General features: G+C 69.0%; 15 protein-coding genes. 4 read left to right on the top strand and 11 right to left on the bottom strand.

Features of this window, described 5'->3' with window-relative positions; all coding sequences use genetic code 11:
- Positions 1 to 29 precede the first annotated feature (29 nt).
- From rplW to rpsJ, 4 genes are read right to left on the bottom strand one after another with little or no spacing between them, the layout of a single operon-like run.
- On the bottom strand, positions 30 to 335 hold the full coding sequence (gene rplW / locus AC1DWJ_RS09910; protein ID WP_056923998.1) for a 50S ribosomal protein L23: 306 nt from the start codon (positions 333 to 335) through the stop codon (positions 30 to 32).
- Positions 332 to 1,378, bottom strand: coding sequence for a 50S ribosomal protein L4, sunset domain variant (gene rplD, locus AC1DWJ_RS09905; RefSeq protein ID WP_477620699.1), 1,047 nt, complete (start codon positions 1,376 to 1,378; stop codon positions 332 to 334). Before rplD ends, rplW begins: the two co-directional genes overlap by 4 nt.
- 5 nt (positions 1,379 to 1,383) lie before the next feature.
- Entirely contained in the window at positions 1,384 to 2,040 is a 657-nt protein-coding gene (gene rplC, locus AC1DWJ_RS09900; protein WP_457253846.1) for a 50S ribosomal protein L3, read from the bottom strand.
- A gap of 10 nt (positions 2,041 to 2,050) precedes the next feature.
- Positions 2,051 to 2,359, bottom strand: a complete 309-nt coding sequence (rpsJ, locus tag AC1DWJ_RS09895; protein WP_009775966.1) for a 30S ribosomal protein S10 — start codon at positions 2,357 to 2,359, stop codon at positions 2,051 to 2,053.
- A gap of 455 nt (positions 2,360 to 2,814) precedes the next feature.
- Here rpsJ and AC1DWJ_RS09890 point away from each other — a divergent pair, with 455 nt between their 5' ends.
- The gene (locus AC1DWJ_RS09890) at positions 2,815 to 4,125 is read left to right on the top strand and encodes an alpha-hydroxy-acid oxidizing protein (protein WP_477620698.1); all 1,311 of its coding nucleotides are present in this window, start codon (positions 2,815 to 2,817) and stop codon (positions 4,123 to 4,125) included.
- Positions 4,125 to 4,700, top strand: coding sequence for a GNAT family N-acetyltransferase (locus tag AC1DWJ_RS09885; protein WP_477620697.1), 576 nt, complete (start codon positions 4,125 to 4,127; stop codon positions 4,698 to 4,700). Before AC1DWJ_RS09890 ends, AC1DWJ_RS09885 begins: the two co-directional genes overlap by 1 nt.
- Here the strand turns inward: AC1DWJ_RS09885 and AC1DWJ_RS09880 are convergent.
- The 5 genes from AC1DWJ_RS09880 to rpsL form a co-directional block, all read right to left on the bottom strand.
- The gene (locus tag AC1DWJ_RS09880) at positions 4,678 to 6,852 is read right to left on the bottom strand and encodes a PKD domain-containing protein (RefSeq protein WP_457253850.1); all 2,175 of its coding nucleotides are present in this window, start codon (positions 6,850 to 6,852) and stop codon (positions 4,678 to 4,680) included. The two genes, AC1DWJ_RS09885 and AC1DWJ_RS09880, sit on opposite strands and share 23 nt — an antisense overlap.
- A gap of 184 nt (positions 6,853 to 7,036) precedes the next feature.
- Positions 7,037 to 8,233, bottom strand: a complete 1,197-nt coding sequence (tuf, locus tag AC1DWJ_RS09875) for an elongation factor Tu (RefSeq protein ID WP_344129948.1) — start codon at positions 8,231 to 8,233, stop codon at positions 7,037 to 7,039.
- Between the two features lie 116 nt (positions 8,234 to 8,349).
- Positions 8,350 to 10,467: an elongation factor G gene (gene fusA, locus AC1DWJ_RS09870; RefSeq protein ID WP_477620696.1), complete on the bottom strand. Its 2,118-nt coding sequence runs from the start codon at positions 10,465 to 10,467 to the stop codon at positions 8,350 to 8,352.
- 120 nt (positions 10,468 to 10,587) lie between these two features.
- Positions 10,588 to 11,058, bottom strand: a complete 471-nt coding sequence (gene rpsG / locus AC1DWJ_RS09865) for a 30S ribosomal protein S7 (RefSeq protein ID WP_056915473.1) — start codon at positions 11,056 to 11,058, stop codon at positions 10,588 to 10,590.
- On the bottom strand, positions 11,058 to 11,432 hold the full coding sequence (rpsL, locus tag AC1DWJ_RS09860) for a 30S ribosomal protein S12 (RefSeq protein ID WP_056883290.1): 375 nt from the start codon (positions 11,430 to 11,432) through the stop codon (positions 11,058 to 11,060). Before rpsL ends, rpsG begins: the two co-directional genes overlap by 1 nt.
- 370 nt (positions 11,433 to 11,802) lie before the next feature.
- Between rpsL and AC1DWJ_RS09855 the strand changes: the two genes are divergently transcribed.
- On the top strand, positions 11,803 to 12,309 hold the full coding sequence (locus AC1DWJ_RS09855) for a GtrA family protein (RefSeq protein WP_457253852.1): 507 nt from the start codon (positions 11,803 to 11,805) through the stop codon (positions 12,307 to 12,309).
- On the opposite strand, the gene AC1DWJ_RS09850 is transcribed toward AC1DWJ_RS09855, so the two are convergent.
- Entirely contained in the window at positions 12,293 to 13,018 is a 726-nt protein-coding gene (locus AC1DWJ_RS09850) for a glycosyltransferase family 2 protein (protein ID WP_457253854.1), read from the bottom strand. The two genes, AC1DWJ_RS09855 and AC1DWJ_RS09850, sit on opposite strands and share 17 nt — an antisense overlap.
- A 2-nt stretch (positions 13,019 to 13,020) precedes the next feature.
- Entirely contained in the window at positions 13,021 to 13,776 is a 756-nt protein-coding gene (locus AC1DWJ_RS09845) for a class I SAM-dependent methyltransferase (protein WP_457253855.1), read from the bottom strand.
- Positions 13,777 to 13,883: 107 nt separating this feature from the next.
- Between AC1DWJ_RS09845 and AC1DWJ_RS09840 the strand changes: the two genes are divergently transcribed.
- Positions 13,884 to 16,151 (top strand): hypothetical protein, encoded by a 2,268-nt coding sequence (locus AC1DWJ_RS09840; protein ID WP_477620695.1) that lies wholly within the window; start codon positions 13,884 to 13,886, stop codon positions 16,149 to 16,151.
- Positions 16,152 to 16,197 lie beyond the last annotated feature (46 nt).

Below are 16,197 nucleotides of genomic sequence, written 5' to 3'. Positions count from 1 at the left end.
TAATCCCTTACGTCTCTTCAGCGATTCCGTCAGGCGCCGGCACCGAAGATGTCGATCGAGCCCTCGCGGAGGGTGACGATCGCACGCTTGGTGTCCTTGCGCTTGCCGATGCCGAACCGGGTGCGGCGGGTCTTGCCGACACGGTTGAGGGTGTGGACGGAGTCAACCTTGACGTTGAAGACGCGCTCGACGGCGATCTTGATCTCCGTCTTGTTCGCCCGCGGGTCGACGATGAAGGTGTACTTGCCCTGGTCGAGCAGCGAGTACGACTTCTCGGAAACGACCGGTGCGATCAGGATGTCGCGCGGGTCCTTGCCTGCAGCGAGGGTGCTCACTTGGTCTCCTCCTCGGCCACGTCAGTGGTCTCCTGGGCGGCAGCGCCACCAGCGGGGACGAAGCCGGCGGCCGCGGCTGCATCCGCAGTGCGGAACCAGACCTCGGCGTCGGTCGCGTCGTACCAGCGGGAGCCGGGGACGTGGTACTTCATCGAGTCCTTGTTGCCCTTGACCTCGAAGCCCTCCGGCGCGGAGCCGTCCTCGAGGGCGGCGGCCGAGTCGGGACCGAAGTCCGTCTCGGGCGCGTCCACGAGCGTGGCGGGCTGGTCGGCCTTGGCCGGCTTGTCAGCCTTCTCAGCCTTGGCGGGCTTGTCAGCCTTCTCAGCCTTCGCGGGCTTCGCGGGCTTCTCAGCCTTGACGGGCTTGTCAGCCTTGGCCGGCTTCTCAGCCTTCGCGGCCTTGGCAGGCGTCTCGTCGACGATCGTGACCTCGACGCCACCCACCGGCTGTGCCTTGGTGACGAAAGCCTCCAGGGCGGCCTTGGTGAAGACGACGTCGTCCGAGCACAGCACGTCGTACGTGTTGAGCTGGTCGGCGGCGAGCACGTGCACGCCCTCGAGGTTGCGCACCGACTTCAGCGACACGAGGTCACTGCGGTCGAGCACCACGAGCAGGTTGGGACGGTCGGTCAGACCGGCGAGCAGGGCGAGCGCGTCCTTGGTGGACGGGGCGGAGCCCGTCACCAGCGACTCGACGACGTGCACGCGGTCGTGGCGGGCCCGGTCGGAGAGGGCGCCACGCAGGGCAGCGGCCTTCATCTTCTTGGGGGTCCGCTGGGCGTAGTCACGCGGCTGCGGGCCGTGGACGACGCCACCACCGGCGAACTGCGGGGCGCGGGTCGAGCCCTGACGGGCGCGGCCGGTGCCCTTCTGGCGGTAAGGCTTGCGGCCACCACCGCGGACTTCGCCGCGGGTCTTGGTGGAGTGCGTGCCCTGACGCGCAGCAGCCAGCTGGGCCACGACGACCTGGTGGATCAGCGGGACGTTGACCTGGACGTCGAAGATCTCGGCGGGCAGGTCGGCAACGACAGTCTTGGTAGCCATCTGGGTCAGGCTCCCTTCGCGGCCGTGCGGACGAGGACCGTGCCGTTGCGGGGGCCGGGAACGGCACCCTTCACCAGCAGCAGGCCCCGCTCAACGTCCACGGCGTGGATCGTGAGGTTCTGGGTGGTCTGGCGCTCGCCGCCCATCCGGCCGGCCATGCGCATGCCCTTGAAGACGCGACCCGGGGTGGCGCAGCCACCGATCGAGCCCGGCTTGCGGTGGTTCTTGTGGGAACCGTGGGAAGAGCTGACGCCGTGGAAGCCGTGACGCTTCATGACGCCGGCAAAGCCCTTGCCCTTGGTGGTGCCGGTGACGTCGATGTCCTGGCCGGCCTCGAAGGTCTCGACCGTGACTTCCTGGCCGAGCGTGTACTCGGCGGCGTCAGCGGTACGGAGCTCCACGAGGTGGCGACGCGGGGTCACGCCGGCCTTCTCGAAGTGCCCGGTCAGGGGCTTGGTCACCTTGCGGGGGTCGATGGCGCCGAACGCGATCTGGACGGCGTCGTAGCCGTCCGTCGCGGCGTCGCGCACCTGCGTGACGACGCAGGGGCCCGCCTCGATGACGGTGACGGGGATGAGCCGGTTCTCGGCATCCCACACCTGGGTCATGCCGAGCTTCTTGCCCAGCACACCCTTCACGGTCTTGGTAGCAGTGGTGGTCATATCGCCAGCCTCAGAGCTTGATCTCGATGTTGACGTCAGCCGGCAGGTCGAGACGCATCAGCGAGTCGACGGCCTTCGGCGTCGGGTCGATGATGTCGATCAAGCGCTTGTGGGTGCGCATCTCGAAGTGCTCGCGGCTGTCCTTGTACTTGTGGGGCGAACGGATGACCACGAAGACGTTCTTCTCCGTGGGCAGCGGCACTGGGCCGACCACCGTCGCGCCAGCACGGGTCACCGTGTCGACAATCTTGCGCGCCGAGTTGTCGATGACCTCGTGGTCATACGACTTCAAGCGGATGCGGATCTTCTGTCCCGCCATCTCCGTTACGTCTCTCTCTCGCCGAACATCTAGCTTGGCCGGCTCTTGGCCATCTCCGACCCCCGCGGTCGGGTGTGTCGCACCCGCTTCGCGGCCGGACGACACGCGTTTTCACGCAGTCGTGCGGTTCGGATTGACCGGCAGAGCCGGGGCTTGCGCTTCCCTGGAGTGTCGCCCCGTGCTGATCGCACGGTTCGAGGTGTGTCACCGGGGGTGGCGGCGTCGACATGGGTCAACGGCGCGCGTCAAGCAACCGGTCCAGTGTGCCAGAGCGGGCGGCGACCTACCAAATCGAGCCGGTGGCACCCGGCATACCCGCACCAGTGGCGCGTCGCGCACCGCCGACCCCGCCCACCCTGCCAGCACCGGTATGCCGCCGGCCCACCTCTCGCGGTGCGGTCAGGTCGGCCCGGCGTTCGCAGCCACGGCGCCCGGCTGACTGGCAGGATCGAGCCATGTCGGACCGATCAGCCGTCCCGCCCCCCGAGGGGCCCGGCCGCACCCGTCAAGGTCTGGTCTACCGCGCCGGCGTCCTCGGGCACCGGCCCACCGTGCCCACCGACTTCGGGGAGCTCGAGCGGCGCGCGCAGGCGGCGATGTCGCCGCGGGCCTGGGCCTACGTCGCGGGCGCCGCCGGCGAGGGCGCGACGGCACGCGCCAACCGGTCGGCGTTCGACCGCCACGTGATCGTCCCCCGCATGCTGCCCGGCCGGGCCACCCGTGACCTGTCCACCGAGCTGCTGGGGCGTCGGCTGCCCGCTCCCGTGCTGCTCGCACCGGTGGGAGCGGCCGGGCTGGTCCACCGCGACAGCGACACCGAGATCGGCACGGCCGCAGCCGACCTGGGCCTGCCCTACATCGTGTCGAACCAAGGGTGTTCCCCCATGGAGGACGTCGCCGTGGCCATGGGTTCGGGTCCGCGGTGGTTCCAGCTCTACTGGTCGAAGGACGAGCTGCTGGTCGACAGCCTCCTGGCCAGGGCCGCGGCCAGCGGCGCCGAGGCGATCGTCGTCACGCTGGACACCACGATGCTCGGCTGGCGACCGCAGGACCTCAACCTGGGGTCGCTGCCGTTCTCGCAGGGGATCGGGATCGCCCAGTACACCTCGGACCCCCGCTTCCAGCAGGTCGTCGCCGAGCGGGTGGCGGCCAAGCAGGAGCAGCAGGGCTCCACCGAGGACGTCAAGGTCACCCTCGGCGCGCTGCGGTCACTGCTGTCCATCAGTCGTGAGCACCCCGGCGACCTGCGGTCCAACCTGCGCTCCCCCACCCCCCGCGCGGCCGTGGAGACGTTCCTCGACATCTACTCCAACCCCGGGCTCACCTGGGAGCAGCTCGCGACCCTGCGCGACCGCACGTCCCTACCCTTCCTCGTCAAGGGGGTGCTCCACCCGGACGACGCGAGGCGCGCGGTCGAGGTCGGAGCCAGCGGCATCGTGGTGAGCAACCACGGCGGCCGCCAGGTCGACGGCGCCATCGCCTCGCTCGACGCCCTGCCCGCCGTACGGGCCGCGGTCGGGCCTGAGCTCCCCCTCGTGCTGGACAGCGGGGTCCGCACGGGGAGCGACGTGGTGAAGGCGATCGCCCTCGGTGCCGACGCCGTGGCGATCGGGCGCCCCTACATCTACGGACTGGCCCTGGCCGGGCGCGCCGGGGTGCGGGACGTCCTGGCCAACATCGTGGCCGAGCTCGACCTGACGATGGGCCTGTCCGGGGTGGGGTCGGTGTCCGAGATCGGACCGGAGCTGCTGGTGGCGGCTCCCTGATGGCGCGGCCGAGCCTGACGACGGCCCGGCTCGAGCTCCGACCGCTCACCGACGACGACGGCGCCCTGCTCGTCGAGCTGGACGGCGACCCGGCCGTGATGGAGTTCCTCACCGGCCGGGAGACCCCTCCCGACGAGGTCATCGAGGTGTGGATGCCGCAACGCACCGACCCAGCCCACGACCGGCTGGGACTGGGGTACTGGTCGGCCTTCGAGCACGACGAGTTCGTCGGGTGGTTCTGCCTGACGCCCACGGGTGGCGACGCCGCCGAGCTCGGCTACCGGCTGCGCCAGCGCGCCTGGGGACGCGGGCTGGCCAGCGAGGGCGCAGCCCGTGTGCTCGAGCACGGCTTCGACACCGTGCGCCTCCGGCGCATCTGGGCCGAGACGATGGCCGTGAACACGCGGTCCCGAGCCGTCCTCCGGCGGCTCGGGCTACGACCCGTGCGCACCGACGTGCGGCAGTGGGACGAACCGTTGCCGGGGTCCGAGCTCGGCGAGGTGGTCTACGAGCTGACCGCCACCGAGTTCGACCGGATGCGGACCGGCCGGGTCAGGGGAACGGGACAGCCTTGAGGTCGTCGATCGACGTGGTGATGGGCGCATTGGTCGCCGTGCCCGAGAGGTAGAGGTAGAAGCCCACGCCACCAGCCGCCTGGAACCCTGCCGTGGAGTCCGTCGCGGTCTTCTGCCACGTCGTGGGCTCGGTGGTCCCGGACTTCCAGACCCGTGCGCGGACGGTGGTCGGAGAGGTGCCGGTGACCTGGACCCGGGCCAGCAGTTTCTCTCCGGCCGCCATCGTGATCCCCGGGAGCTGCGTCTCTGCCGCGAGGACGGTCTCTGCGTTGGCCGAGGTGGCCCGCTGCAGCGACAGCCACACTCCGCCGTTGGAGGTGTAGTGCACCTTGGCGCGGTAGTCGCCGACGCCGGCCACCCGCCGACCGTTCAGCGAGACGTACTCTCCGCTGCCGGTGGGCACCTTGTCGAGCGCGATGGTGGCGATGAGGTCGGTCGAGGAGGAGGAGACGCCCGCGAGGGCGAGCCACGGGCCGGACCCTGCGGCGAGCCTCACCTGGCCCACCCCGGAGCCCACGGACAGGTTCGTGGCGGACCCGTTGAAGGTCCAGGCCCCGCCGGTGTCGGCGCTCCCCCAGCCCGAGGCAAGGGTGCGGCTGTACGCATCGGCGGCGAGGACGGTCACCGGGGGCGGGGCGGTCACCGTGACGGAGCTCGTGGTCAGGCCGGTCGCACCGTCGTTGTCGGTGACGGTGAGGGTGACCGGGTAGGTGCCGGCCGCGGCATACGTGCGGCTCGACGTCGCCCCGGTCCCGGTGCTGCCGTCCCCGAACTGCCAGGCGTAGGACGCGATGGTCCCGTCTGGGTCGCTGGAACCCGTGCCGTTGAAGGTGCAGGCCAGGTCGGTGCAGCTGTTCGTGAAGCTCGCCGTCGGGGGCTGGTTGGGCGCCGGGGCGACCGTGACCGACCTCGTGGTGGTGTTGGTGGCGCCGTCGTCGTCGGTCACGGTGAGGGTGATCGTGTAGGTGCCGGCCGCGGCATACGTCCGGCTGGACGTGACGCCCGTGCCGGTGCCGCCGTCACCGAACTGCCACGCATAGGAGCTGATCGTGCCGTCTGCATCGGTGCTGGCAGAGGCGTTCACCGTGCAGGCGAGCTGGGTGCAGCTCGGGGTGAAGTCGGCCGTCGGCGGCTGGTTGGGCGGCGCGGCCCCGCGCGTGATCGTGAAGGCGTCGGTGAAGGTGCCACCCGAGGCGCGGCGGAACGTCGCCGTCAGCACGTCCGCCGTGGCGGAGAAGTCCAGCACGCCGAACGTGGAGTTGATGTTCGCCCCGGCGTAGGCGGCGAAGTAGCCGGCCTCGGGGTCGGTGGTGTTGACGTCGCGCTGGTTGATCCCACCGGTGCCGACCGTGGCGAATACGGTGCCGACGCCGGCGGCCAGGTCGTTGTCGGAGTCGACGACGCACGAGGCGTTGAAGGTGCCCGGGACGAGCTGGGTGCAGCCGGTGCGGGTGGTGAGCTGCTTGGTGCGCTGATAGAGGTGCTCGTGTCCGCCCAGCACGACGTCGACCTTCTTGGCCAACAGCAGATTGGCCAGGTCGGAGCCCATCTCACAGGCATACATCCCCAGGCTCAGGCACGGCGTGTGGTTGGCGACGACGACCCACGGGATGCCGGCGGTCCGGGCGGAGTCGATCGCCGCCGAGGTCCAGTTGTACTGCGGGGTGCCGACGGCATAGCTCAGCGTGCCCGTGGTGAAGGGGATGCCGGCGGCGACGGCGATGTAGCGCACCAGGGGCGCCGACGCGGGCACGTCGACGTAGTACTGGCGCCCGTAGGTCCCCCGCAGGCCGGGCAGCTGGTTGGGCAGGCAGGCCGAGAAGTCGTTGATGTTGCCGTTCTGCCCGTTGCTCTCGTGGTTGCCCGAGATCAGCTCGAACGGATAACCCTCTCCCACGCCGGCCTTGACCGCGGTGCACCACGCGTCCTCGGCGCCCGTGGCGCCGTAGGACATGTCACCGAGCGCGGCGTGGAAGTCGTTGTCGAGCGAGCCGACGAGGTCGAAGACACTCGTCGCGGCGGACGACGCCGAGAAGTCACCGGCGGCGCTGAACCGCACGGTCGGGTCACCGGGTGCCGACGCCACCGGTCCTGCGAGCACGGTGAGGAGCACCACCGTTCCCAGGGCCACGCGGCGGAACCGTCCGGTCATGGCCCGAAAATAGCCCCGCCCGCGCACGCCCGCCTCCCCCACGAGCCGTACCCGGGAACCGGACAGACACGGCATACCCGGTCAAAGTCGGGTATGCCCCGGGCGACCACAGGACAGGGCGAAGGGCCCCGCAGCCGAAGCTGCGGGGCCCTCCAGGTGGTGCTGGTGCGTCAGATCGCAGGAACTACTTCGTGATCTTGGTGACGCGGCCGGCGCCGACGGTACGGCCGCCCTCGCGGATGGCGAAGCGCAGGCCCTCCTCCATGGCGATCGGCTGGATGAGCTCGACGTTCATCTCCGTGTTGTCACCGGGCATGACCATCTCGGTGCCCTCGGGGAGGTGCACGACGCCGGTCACGTCGGTGGTACGGAAGTAGAACTGCGGGCGGTAGTTGTCGTAGAACGGCGTGTGCCGGCCACCCTCGTCCTTCGAGAGGATGTAGACGTTCGCCTCGAAGTCCGTGTGCGGGGTGATCGAGCCCGGCTTGCAGATGACCTGCCCGCGCTCGACGTCCTCGCGCTTGGTGCCACGCAGCAGCAGGCCGACGTTCTCGCCCGCACGACCCTCGTCGAGGAGCTTGCGGAACATCTCGATGCCGGTGACGGTGGTCTTGGTGGGCGGACCCTCGTGGATGCCGACGATCTCGATCTCCTCGTTGACGTTGAGGATGCCGCGCTCGATACGACCGGTGACGACGGTGCCACGACCGGTGATCGTGAAGACGTCCTCGACGGGCATGAGGAACGGCTTGTCGACCTCGCGCTCCGGCTCGGGGATGGCGCTGTCAACCGCGTCCATCAGCTCCAGGACCGACTTGCCCCACTCGGCGTCGCCCTCGAGCGCCTTCAGCGCCGAGACCTTGACGACCGGCAGGTCGTCGCCCGGGAACTCGTAGTCGGACAGCAGCTCACGGACCTCCATCTCGACGAGCTCGAGGATCTCCTCGTCGTCGACCATGTCGGCCTTGTTGAGCGCCACGACGATGTAGGGAACGCCGACCTGGCGGGCCAGGAGGACGTGCTCCTTCGTCTGGGGCATCGGACCGTCGGTGGCCGCGACAACGAGGATCGCACCGTCCATCTGCGCCGCACCCGTGATCATGTTCTTCACGTAGTCAGCGTGTCCGGGGCAGTCGACGTGGGCGTAGTGACGGCTCTCCGTCTGGTACTCGATGTGCGCGATCGAGATCGTGATACCGCGCTGCTTCTCTTCGGGTGCCTTGTCGATGTCGTCGAACGCGAACTGCGGGTTCAGGTCCGGGTACTTGTCGTGCAGGACCTTGGAAATCGCAGCCGTCAGCGTCGTCTTACCGTGGTCGATGTGACCAATGGTGCCGATGTTGACGTGCGGCTTAGTCCGCTCGAACTTTGCCTTCGCCACTTGATGTCCTCCTCAGGACTCTTCTTTGGTTGAACGCCGTGTTCCCAGGCGGGACGTGGCGCGGATTGGGGGTTGTGGAGCTCTGCAGTCCGTGGTGCGACCGGTAATGCTACCGGTCACTCACCACGGGTCTTCTTGATGATCTCCTCGGCAACAGCCTTGGGGACCTCGGCGTAGGAGTCAAACTCCATCGAGTAGTTCGCCCGACCCTGGGTCTTGGACCGCAGGTCTCCGACGTAGCCGAACATCTCCGACAGGGGGACCAGGCCGCGAACGACCTTGGCACCACTGATGTCCTCCATGGCCTGGATCTGGCCACGGCGGGAGTTGATGTCACCGATGACGTCGCCCATGTAGTCCTCGGGCGTGCGCACCTCGACGGCCATCATCGGCTCGAGGAGCACGGGGTCGGCCTTGCGGACGGCCTCCTTGAGCGCCATCGAGCCGGCGATCTTGAACGCCATCTCGGAGGAGTCGACGTCGTGGTAGGCGCCATCGAGCAGCGTCGCCTTGATGCCGACCAGCGGGTAGCCGGCGAGCACGCCGTACTGCATGGCGTCCTGGATACCGGCGTCGACCGACGGGATGTACTCGCGCGGGACGCGGCCACCGGTGACCTTGTTCTCGAACTCGTACAGCTCGCCGGACTCGGTGGTGTCCAGGGGCTCGATGCTGATCTGGATCTTGGCGAACTGGCCGGAGCCACCCGTCTGCTTCTTGTGGGTGTAGTCGAACTTCTCCACGGTGCGACGGATCGTCTCGCGGTAGGCCACCTGCGGCTTGCCGACGTTGGCCTCGACCTTGAACTCGCGCTTCATGCGGTCCACGAGGATGTCGAGGTGGAGCTCGCCCATGCCGGCGATGATCGTCTGGCCGGTCTCCTCGTCGTGGTGGACCTGGAAGGTCGGGTCCTCGGCGGAGAGCTTCTGGATGGCCGTGGAGAGCTTCTCCTGGTCGCCCTTGGTCTTGGGCTCGATGGCCACCTGGATGACCGGGTCCGGGAACGTCATCGACTCGAGCACGATCTGGTCGTTCGGGTCGCTCAGGGTGTCACCGGTCGTGGTGTCCTTCAGGCCGATCGCCGCGTAGATGTGACCCGCGAGGGCCTCGTCCACGGGGTTCTCCTTGTTGGCGTGCATCTGGAAGAGCTTGCCGATGCGCTCCTTGCGGCCCTTGGTCGTGTTGACGACCGCGGAGCCGGAGGAGATCTGGCCGGAGTAGACCCGGATGAAGGTCAGCGTGCCGAAGAACGGGTGCGTGGCGACCTTGAAGGCCAGCGCCGAGAACGGCTCGCTCGTGTCGGGCTTGCGCGTCATCTCGACCTCCTCGTGGTTCGGCTTGTGGCCGACCATCGGGGGGACGTCGAGCGGCGACGGCAGGTAGTCGACGACCGCGTCGAGCATCGGCTGCACACCGCGGTTCTTGAACGCCGAGCCACACAGGATCGGGTAGAGCTCGGAGCTGACCGTGAGCTTGCGGATCGCGCCCTTGATCTCCTCGGGCGTCAGCTCCTCGCCACCGAGGTACTTCTCCATGAGGACGTCGTCGGACTCGGCGACGCGCTCGACGAGGGCGTGGCGGTACTCCTCCACCTTCTCGAGCATGTCGGCCGGGATCTCCTGGATCTCGTACTTGGCACCCATGGTGACGTCACCCTTGGCGTCACCGGGCCACACGAGAGCACGACGGTAGATGAGGTCGACGACGCCGACGAACTCGCTCTCGGAGCCGATCGGCAGCTGGAGCACGAGGGGCTCCGCGCCGAGGCGGTCCTTGATGGTGTCGACGGTGAAGTAGAAGTCCGCGCCGAGCTTGTCCATCTTGTTGACGAACGCGATGCGGGGGACGTCGTACTTGTCGGCCTGACGCCACACGGTCTCGGACTGGGGCTCGACGCCCTCCTTGCCGTCGAACACGGCGACGGCACCGTCGAGGACGCGCAGCGAGCGCTCCACCTCGACCGTGAAGTCCACGTGACCGGGGGTGTCGATGATGTTGATCTGGGTGCCCTCCCAGAAGGAGGTGACGGCGGCAGACGTGATCGTGATGCCGCGCTCCTTCTCCTGCTCCATCCAGTCGGTGGTCGACGCACCGTCGTGGGTCTCACCGATCTTGTGGTTGACACCGGTGTAGAAGAGGATGCGCTCAGTCGTCGTCGTCTTGCCGGCGTCGATGTGCGCCATGATCCCGATGTTGCGGACCTTGGTCAGGTCCGTCAGGACGTCGAGTGCCAATGTGATCGTCTCATCTCGCTCGTTAGAAAAAGTTCGTGGTGGTGCGTGGGGGGCGGGGCCTCGACCACGCACCTCCGGTATGCCGCGTGCACGCGGTGGCACGCGGCATACCGGTCGCTGTTACCAGCGGTAGTGCGCGAAGGCCTTGTTGGACTCGGCCATCTTGTGGGTGTCCTCGCGACGCTTCACCGCGGCGCCGAGGCCGTTGGACGCGTCGAGGATCTCGTTCATGAGCCGCTCGGTCATGGTCTTCTCACGACGCTGCCGCGAGTAGCCGACCATCCAGCGCAGGGCGAGGGTGGTCGCGCGGTTGGGCTTGACCTCGATCGGCACCTGGTAGGTGGCGCCACCGACACGACGCGACTTGACCTCGAGCGTCGGACGGATGTTGTCCAGCGCGCGCTTGAGGGTCACGACGGGGTCGGAGCCGGTCTTCTCCTTGACGCCCTCGAGGGCGCCGTAGACGATCGTCTCGGCGATGGACTTCTTGCCATCGAGGAGGATCTTGTTGACCAGCTGGGTCACCAACGGGGAGTTGTGGACCGGGTCGACGACGAGGGGGCGCTTGGGCGCGGGTCCCTTGCGAGGCATTACTTCTTCTCCATCTTCGCGCCGTAACGGGAGCGGGCCTGCTTGCGGTTCTTGACACCCTGGGTGTCGAGCGAGCCGCGGACGATCTTGTAACGGACACCCGGGAGGTCCTTCACACGACCGCCACGCACGAGCACGATCGAGTGCTCCTGCAGGTTGTGGCCGACGCCCGGGATGTAGGCCGTGACCTCGATGCCGCTGGTGAGGCGCACACGGGCGACCTTGCGCAGGGCAGAGTTCGGCTTCTTGGGGGTGGTGGTGTACACACGCGTGCACACGCCACGGCGCTGGGGCGAACCCTTGAGGGCAGGAGTCTTGGTCTTGGTGACCTTGTCCTGACGCCCCTTGCGCACAAGCTGGTTGATCGTAGGCAACCTGTTCTCCGTACGTAGTTGATGTTCTGTGCCGCCGGGCCGCGGCTGCGGTCCTGCTGGCACTCCTTGGTGTGGTGCCTTGCCCGACCCCCGCACTCGGGTGTGTCGGGCTCGGCGCTCTCCCCTGCACCCTCCACGCGCGAACCATGGCGGTTCGGTTGCGGAGTGCCCGGCGAGAGGGGTGCTGGTCCAGCGGCCGACGGTCGTTCACGGTGGTCGGCTCCGACTCCAGCGCATGACTGAGGCAGACCTCAGACACAGTGTTCAAAGATACCGCCTGCGTGGTACCCGACCAAATCGGTTACCCCGCGCCCCCCGGTCCCGGATTGGTAGCGTGGGGCGTCAGCCACCCACCACCTCGAGGAGCCCCATGGTCGCGCTGCGTGACCGCCTGCACCCGGTGTTCCGGCAGGTCGTGAAGTTCGGCATGGTCGGCGGCCTCGGTTTCGTCGTCGACGTCGGCGGGTTCAACCTGTTGCGCTTCGCCGGCGGCCACGGTCCCCTGTACGACTACCCGCTCAGTGCCAAGGTCGTCTCGGGCGCCGCCGCCACCGTGGTCGCCTGGCTCGGGAACCGCTACTGGACGTTCCGACACTCCCGCCGTGCCGCGGCCCACCACGAGTTCCTGCTCTTCGCGGTGATGGCCACCGTGGGCACGCTCATCGCGATGGGCTGTCTGTGGGTGTCCCACTACGCCCTCGACCTCACCTCGCCCCTGGCGGACAACATCGCCGCCAACGGCGTGGGGCTGGTCCTGGCCACGGCGTTCCGGTTCTGGGCCTACCGCCGGCACGTGTTCAGCGACCACGCGGACGGCACCGCCCTCAACGAGGTCGTGGAGGAGCTGGACTCCCCCCGGCTCAGCGAGCGCGCCTGATCGACCCCTTGCGGACCCACATGCGCAGCACGAGCACGATCATCTCCAGGCCGAGCCGGATGGTCTTGTCGAGGTCACCCGTGACCGAGGAGACGCCCACCCGGCTGTGGTAGTTGACCGGGACCTGCACCATCCGGGCCCGCATGATGACCGACAACAGCAGCATCTCGAGCCCGTACGCGGAGCCGTCGAGCCTTGACCGCCGAAGGATCTCGTCGGCCTGCGCGCGGGTCATCACCCGGAAGGTGCACCCCACGTCACTGAGGTAGGCGGTGTTGTAGAGCACCTCGATCAGCTTGGCGACCGCCCAGTTGCCCCACCGCAGGAAGGGTCCCATGTTGGCCCCGTGCCAGATGAAGTTGCTGACCGTCCTCGACCCGACGACGACGTCGCACTCGGACATGAAGGCGAGCAGCTTGGTGAGGTCCTCCGGCTTGAACGTGCCGTCGGGCTCGCAGATGCAGACCAGGTCGGTCTCCGCCTCGCGCATCCCGCGCTTGATCGCCGCGCCGTAGCCCTGGGTGGTCTCGACCACCTCACGAGCCCCCGTGCGCGCCACCTCCTCGGAGGTACCGGCCGCCGCGTTGTTGTTGACGACGATCACCTCGTCGACGACGTCAAGCGCCTCGAAGTCGGCGATGCACTGGGCGATGCTCTCTTTCTCGTTGTAGGTGGGCAGGACGACGGCAAGGCTCTTGCCATTCCACATCTTCAGGCTCCTTGGGGGATGGCAGTCGGGGCGGGCTCGGCGACGACCAGCATCTGACCGGCGAGGGGTTTGACGGGCGAACGCAGGTACCAGGGCACCAGGAAGGTCAGGCCGGAGCCGCGCGACTTGAGGGTGAGCGGCAGGAACCGGGCCCTGGCCTCGACGATGCGCCAGCCCTCGGCGACCAGGTAGTCCTGCAAGGACTGGTCGGTGAAGATCGCGACGTGGGTGAAGTCGTCGAAGTAGCGGCCCGGGTTGAGCCGGAAGTTGGGCTGCATGAGGATCAGCCGTCCGCCGGTCCGCAGCACGCGCCGGGCCTCGGCCAGCAGCTGCTGCGACTGGGGGCGCTGGAGGTGTTCGAGCAGGTTGGACGCGAAGACGACGTCGAAGGTCGCGTCGTCGAAGCGGGCCAGGTCGGTGCAGTCCCCCACCACGGCCTCGACGTGGGGGGCCGCGGCCCGCTCCACCGTGCCGTCGAGGTCCATCGCGACGACGCGGCCGGCCTTGACCTGGTTGGAGAAGTCGCACCAGCCCGCTCCGAGCTCCAGCACGGCCGCATCGGGTCGCACCCACCTCGCGAGGTAGGCACACAGGTGTCTCCACACCTTGATCCTGTTGGGGTCCTGGGACAGCCGCGTCTCGAAGTACCCGGCCGTGTAGACCCCGTCAACCGCGGTGTCGACGGGCGCGTCACCCGTCTCTGCGGTCGGACCACCGCTGCTGGGGGACTCCTGGCGTGCCGCTGCTGCGTCTTCCACGGTCGGCAACCTATCAGCCATGAAGCGGGTCGAAATGCCCACGTATACTCGCGCCAGCCCCGCCTCGGGGCGGCCCCCTGACCTCGAGTGACGGAGACCCTCCCGGCATGTCTGCACCGCACCTGACCCGACGAGGTGCGCGACCCGCCCCACGAGAGGTGCTCCTCGGGGCGCTCGCGCTCGCACCCCTGCTCGCCGTGGCGGGATTCCTCGCGTATGCCGTCGAGCGCGGCCTGTCGCCGCGTCATGCCGTGACCGCCGCCGCCGCGGTGGGCCTCGTGCAGGTGCTGCCGGGCGCCCTGTGCTGGCGCGCCGTCCGACCCCGTCAGGGGTGGCTGGTCGAGGACCTGGTCATGGGCTTCGCGATCGGGTGCTGCCTCGCCATCGGCGCCCAGGTCGTGGCGGGGCTGTCGCGGGTCACGTGGCTCTCGGCCGGCATACCGCTCGCCGTCGGCGTGGTCCTCGTCCTCGTCCCTGCCACGAGACGGCGCATCGTGGAGGCCCGCTGGACGGCCCTGCCCCCGTGGTTCGGCCCGGTCGTCGCCCTCGCATCCGTGCCGGTGTTCCCCCAGCTGATGGCCTACTTCCACCGGCACGAGCTGCACTGGCCGGCCGGGGCCTGGCAACCGCACATCGACGTCTACCTCCACCAGGCGCTCGCTGCGGAGCTGCTCAACCGAGGCCCCGCGGCCTGGCCCACGGTCCAGGGCGAGGACCTCGGGTACCACTGGTTCGCGCACGCCTGGATCGCCCAGACCGCGCGGGTCAGCGGCTTGGGGCTGGACGAGGTGCTCCTGCGGTTCATGCCGGCCGTGATGCCCTCGATCGTGGTGGCCTGCGCCGCGGTGGCAGCCCTGCGGCTGACCGGTCGCCCCGTGGTCGGCGCGCTCGCGGGCGTGCTGACGATGCTCGGCGGCACCCTCAACGTCTTCGGCCGCTTCGCGCCCGGATACCCCGTCGAACCCCTGTCCCCCACCCTGGCGATGGGCGCCCCGACCCTGTGTGCGCTCATCGTCGTGCTCGCCGTGCGGTGGCGGGGCGAGTCGCTCCGGGGAGCGTTCGTGCTGGTGCCCCTGCTCGCGGTCGCCGCCGCCGGCACCAAGGGCTCCACCTCTCCGCTCGTGGTCGCCGGGCTCGGCCTGGCCCTCGTGGCCATGCTCGTCTGGGACCGCAGCCGCGCGCGGCAGGTGGCCCTCGACCTGGCCGTCGTCACCGCCGCCCTGGTGTTCACCATCATCGTCGTCTTCCACGGCTCGTCGGCCGGCCTCAGCTTCGGCATCGACGACGCAGCCCAGCAGACGGCTACCGGCACGTGGCTGGGGCCGCTCGACACCCCTGCCCTGCGCTGGATGGCCATCGTCACCTCCGTCCTCGGCGTCCTCGCCCGCGGAGCCGCCGGCTTCGCCCTGCCGTTCTCGGCCCGTTGGCGCAAGGACCCGCTCACCTGGCTGTTGCTGGGTGCGTGCCTCGCAGGCGCGGGCGCGCTGGCTGTCTTCTCGCACCCGGGCAAGAGCCAGTGGTACTTCGCCCTCACCGCGATCCCGTTGCTCAGCATCACCTCGGCCATCGGTCTGTACGAGCTGGCCCGGTCACTCGGAGCACGGCGCCTCATCCCGCTGGGCGCGGTCGCAGCCGTCGGCGGGGTGCTCCTGGCCCTCCTGCCGGAGTGGGTCGAGGGCCGTCTCGTGACGGGCGGCTACGAGCAGGCCTGGTCGATGGTCGGCATCGCGGCCGGTGTGCTGGTCGCCACGGCCCTCGCCGCCGCGGCGATGGGGCGCGGACGGTCGGCGCACCCGGCGCGCGGCGCCGTCGCCGTCAGGGCCGCCACCGCCGTCGGTCTCTGTGCCGTCGTCGGGGGGCTGACCGTCTTCGCCTGCTCGTCCTTCGAGCCGGTCAAGACGGTGTGGCAGCCCGTCTCGACCAAGACGTCCTGGTCGGTGACCCAGAAGCAGATCAACGCCGCCCGCTACATCCGCGACCACTCGGCCATCGACGACGTCGTGATGACGAACCGGCACTGCACCTACCCTCGATCCCCCTTCGACGGCTGTGACAGCCGCCGTTGGGTGGTCGCCGCCTTCAGCGAGCGGCAGATGCTCGTCGAGGGCTGGACCGCGACCCCGAAGGCCACCGAGCTCGCACCGCACGGCAGGGACTCGATCACGGTGAACTACTGGAAGCCCGACATCCTGCGGCTCAACGACGACTTCATCGCCGCCCCCACGGAGGATGCGGCGCGTCGGCTCTGGGGTCTCGGGGTGCGCTGGATCTACGTCGAGCACACCCGGCCCTACGCCAAGACCCTCGAGCCCTACGCCACCCGCCGCTACGGCAACTCCGACGCCGAGGCATACCAGCTGCTGCCGCCCCGCTGACGCCACAGGGCGTCACTGACGGGACGGGGTAGTGCCGCGAAGCGAA

The organism is Pedococcus sp. P2_D7 (assembly GCF_056404295.1).
The sequence above is the reverse complement of the archived record's forward strand: the minus strand, read 5'-3'. Positions and strand labels throughout refer to the sequence as shown.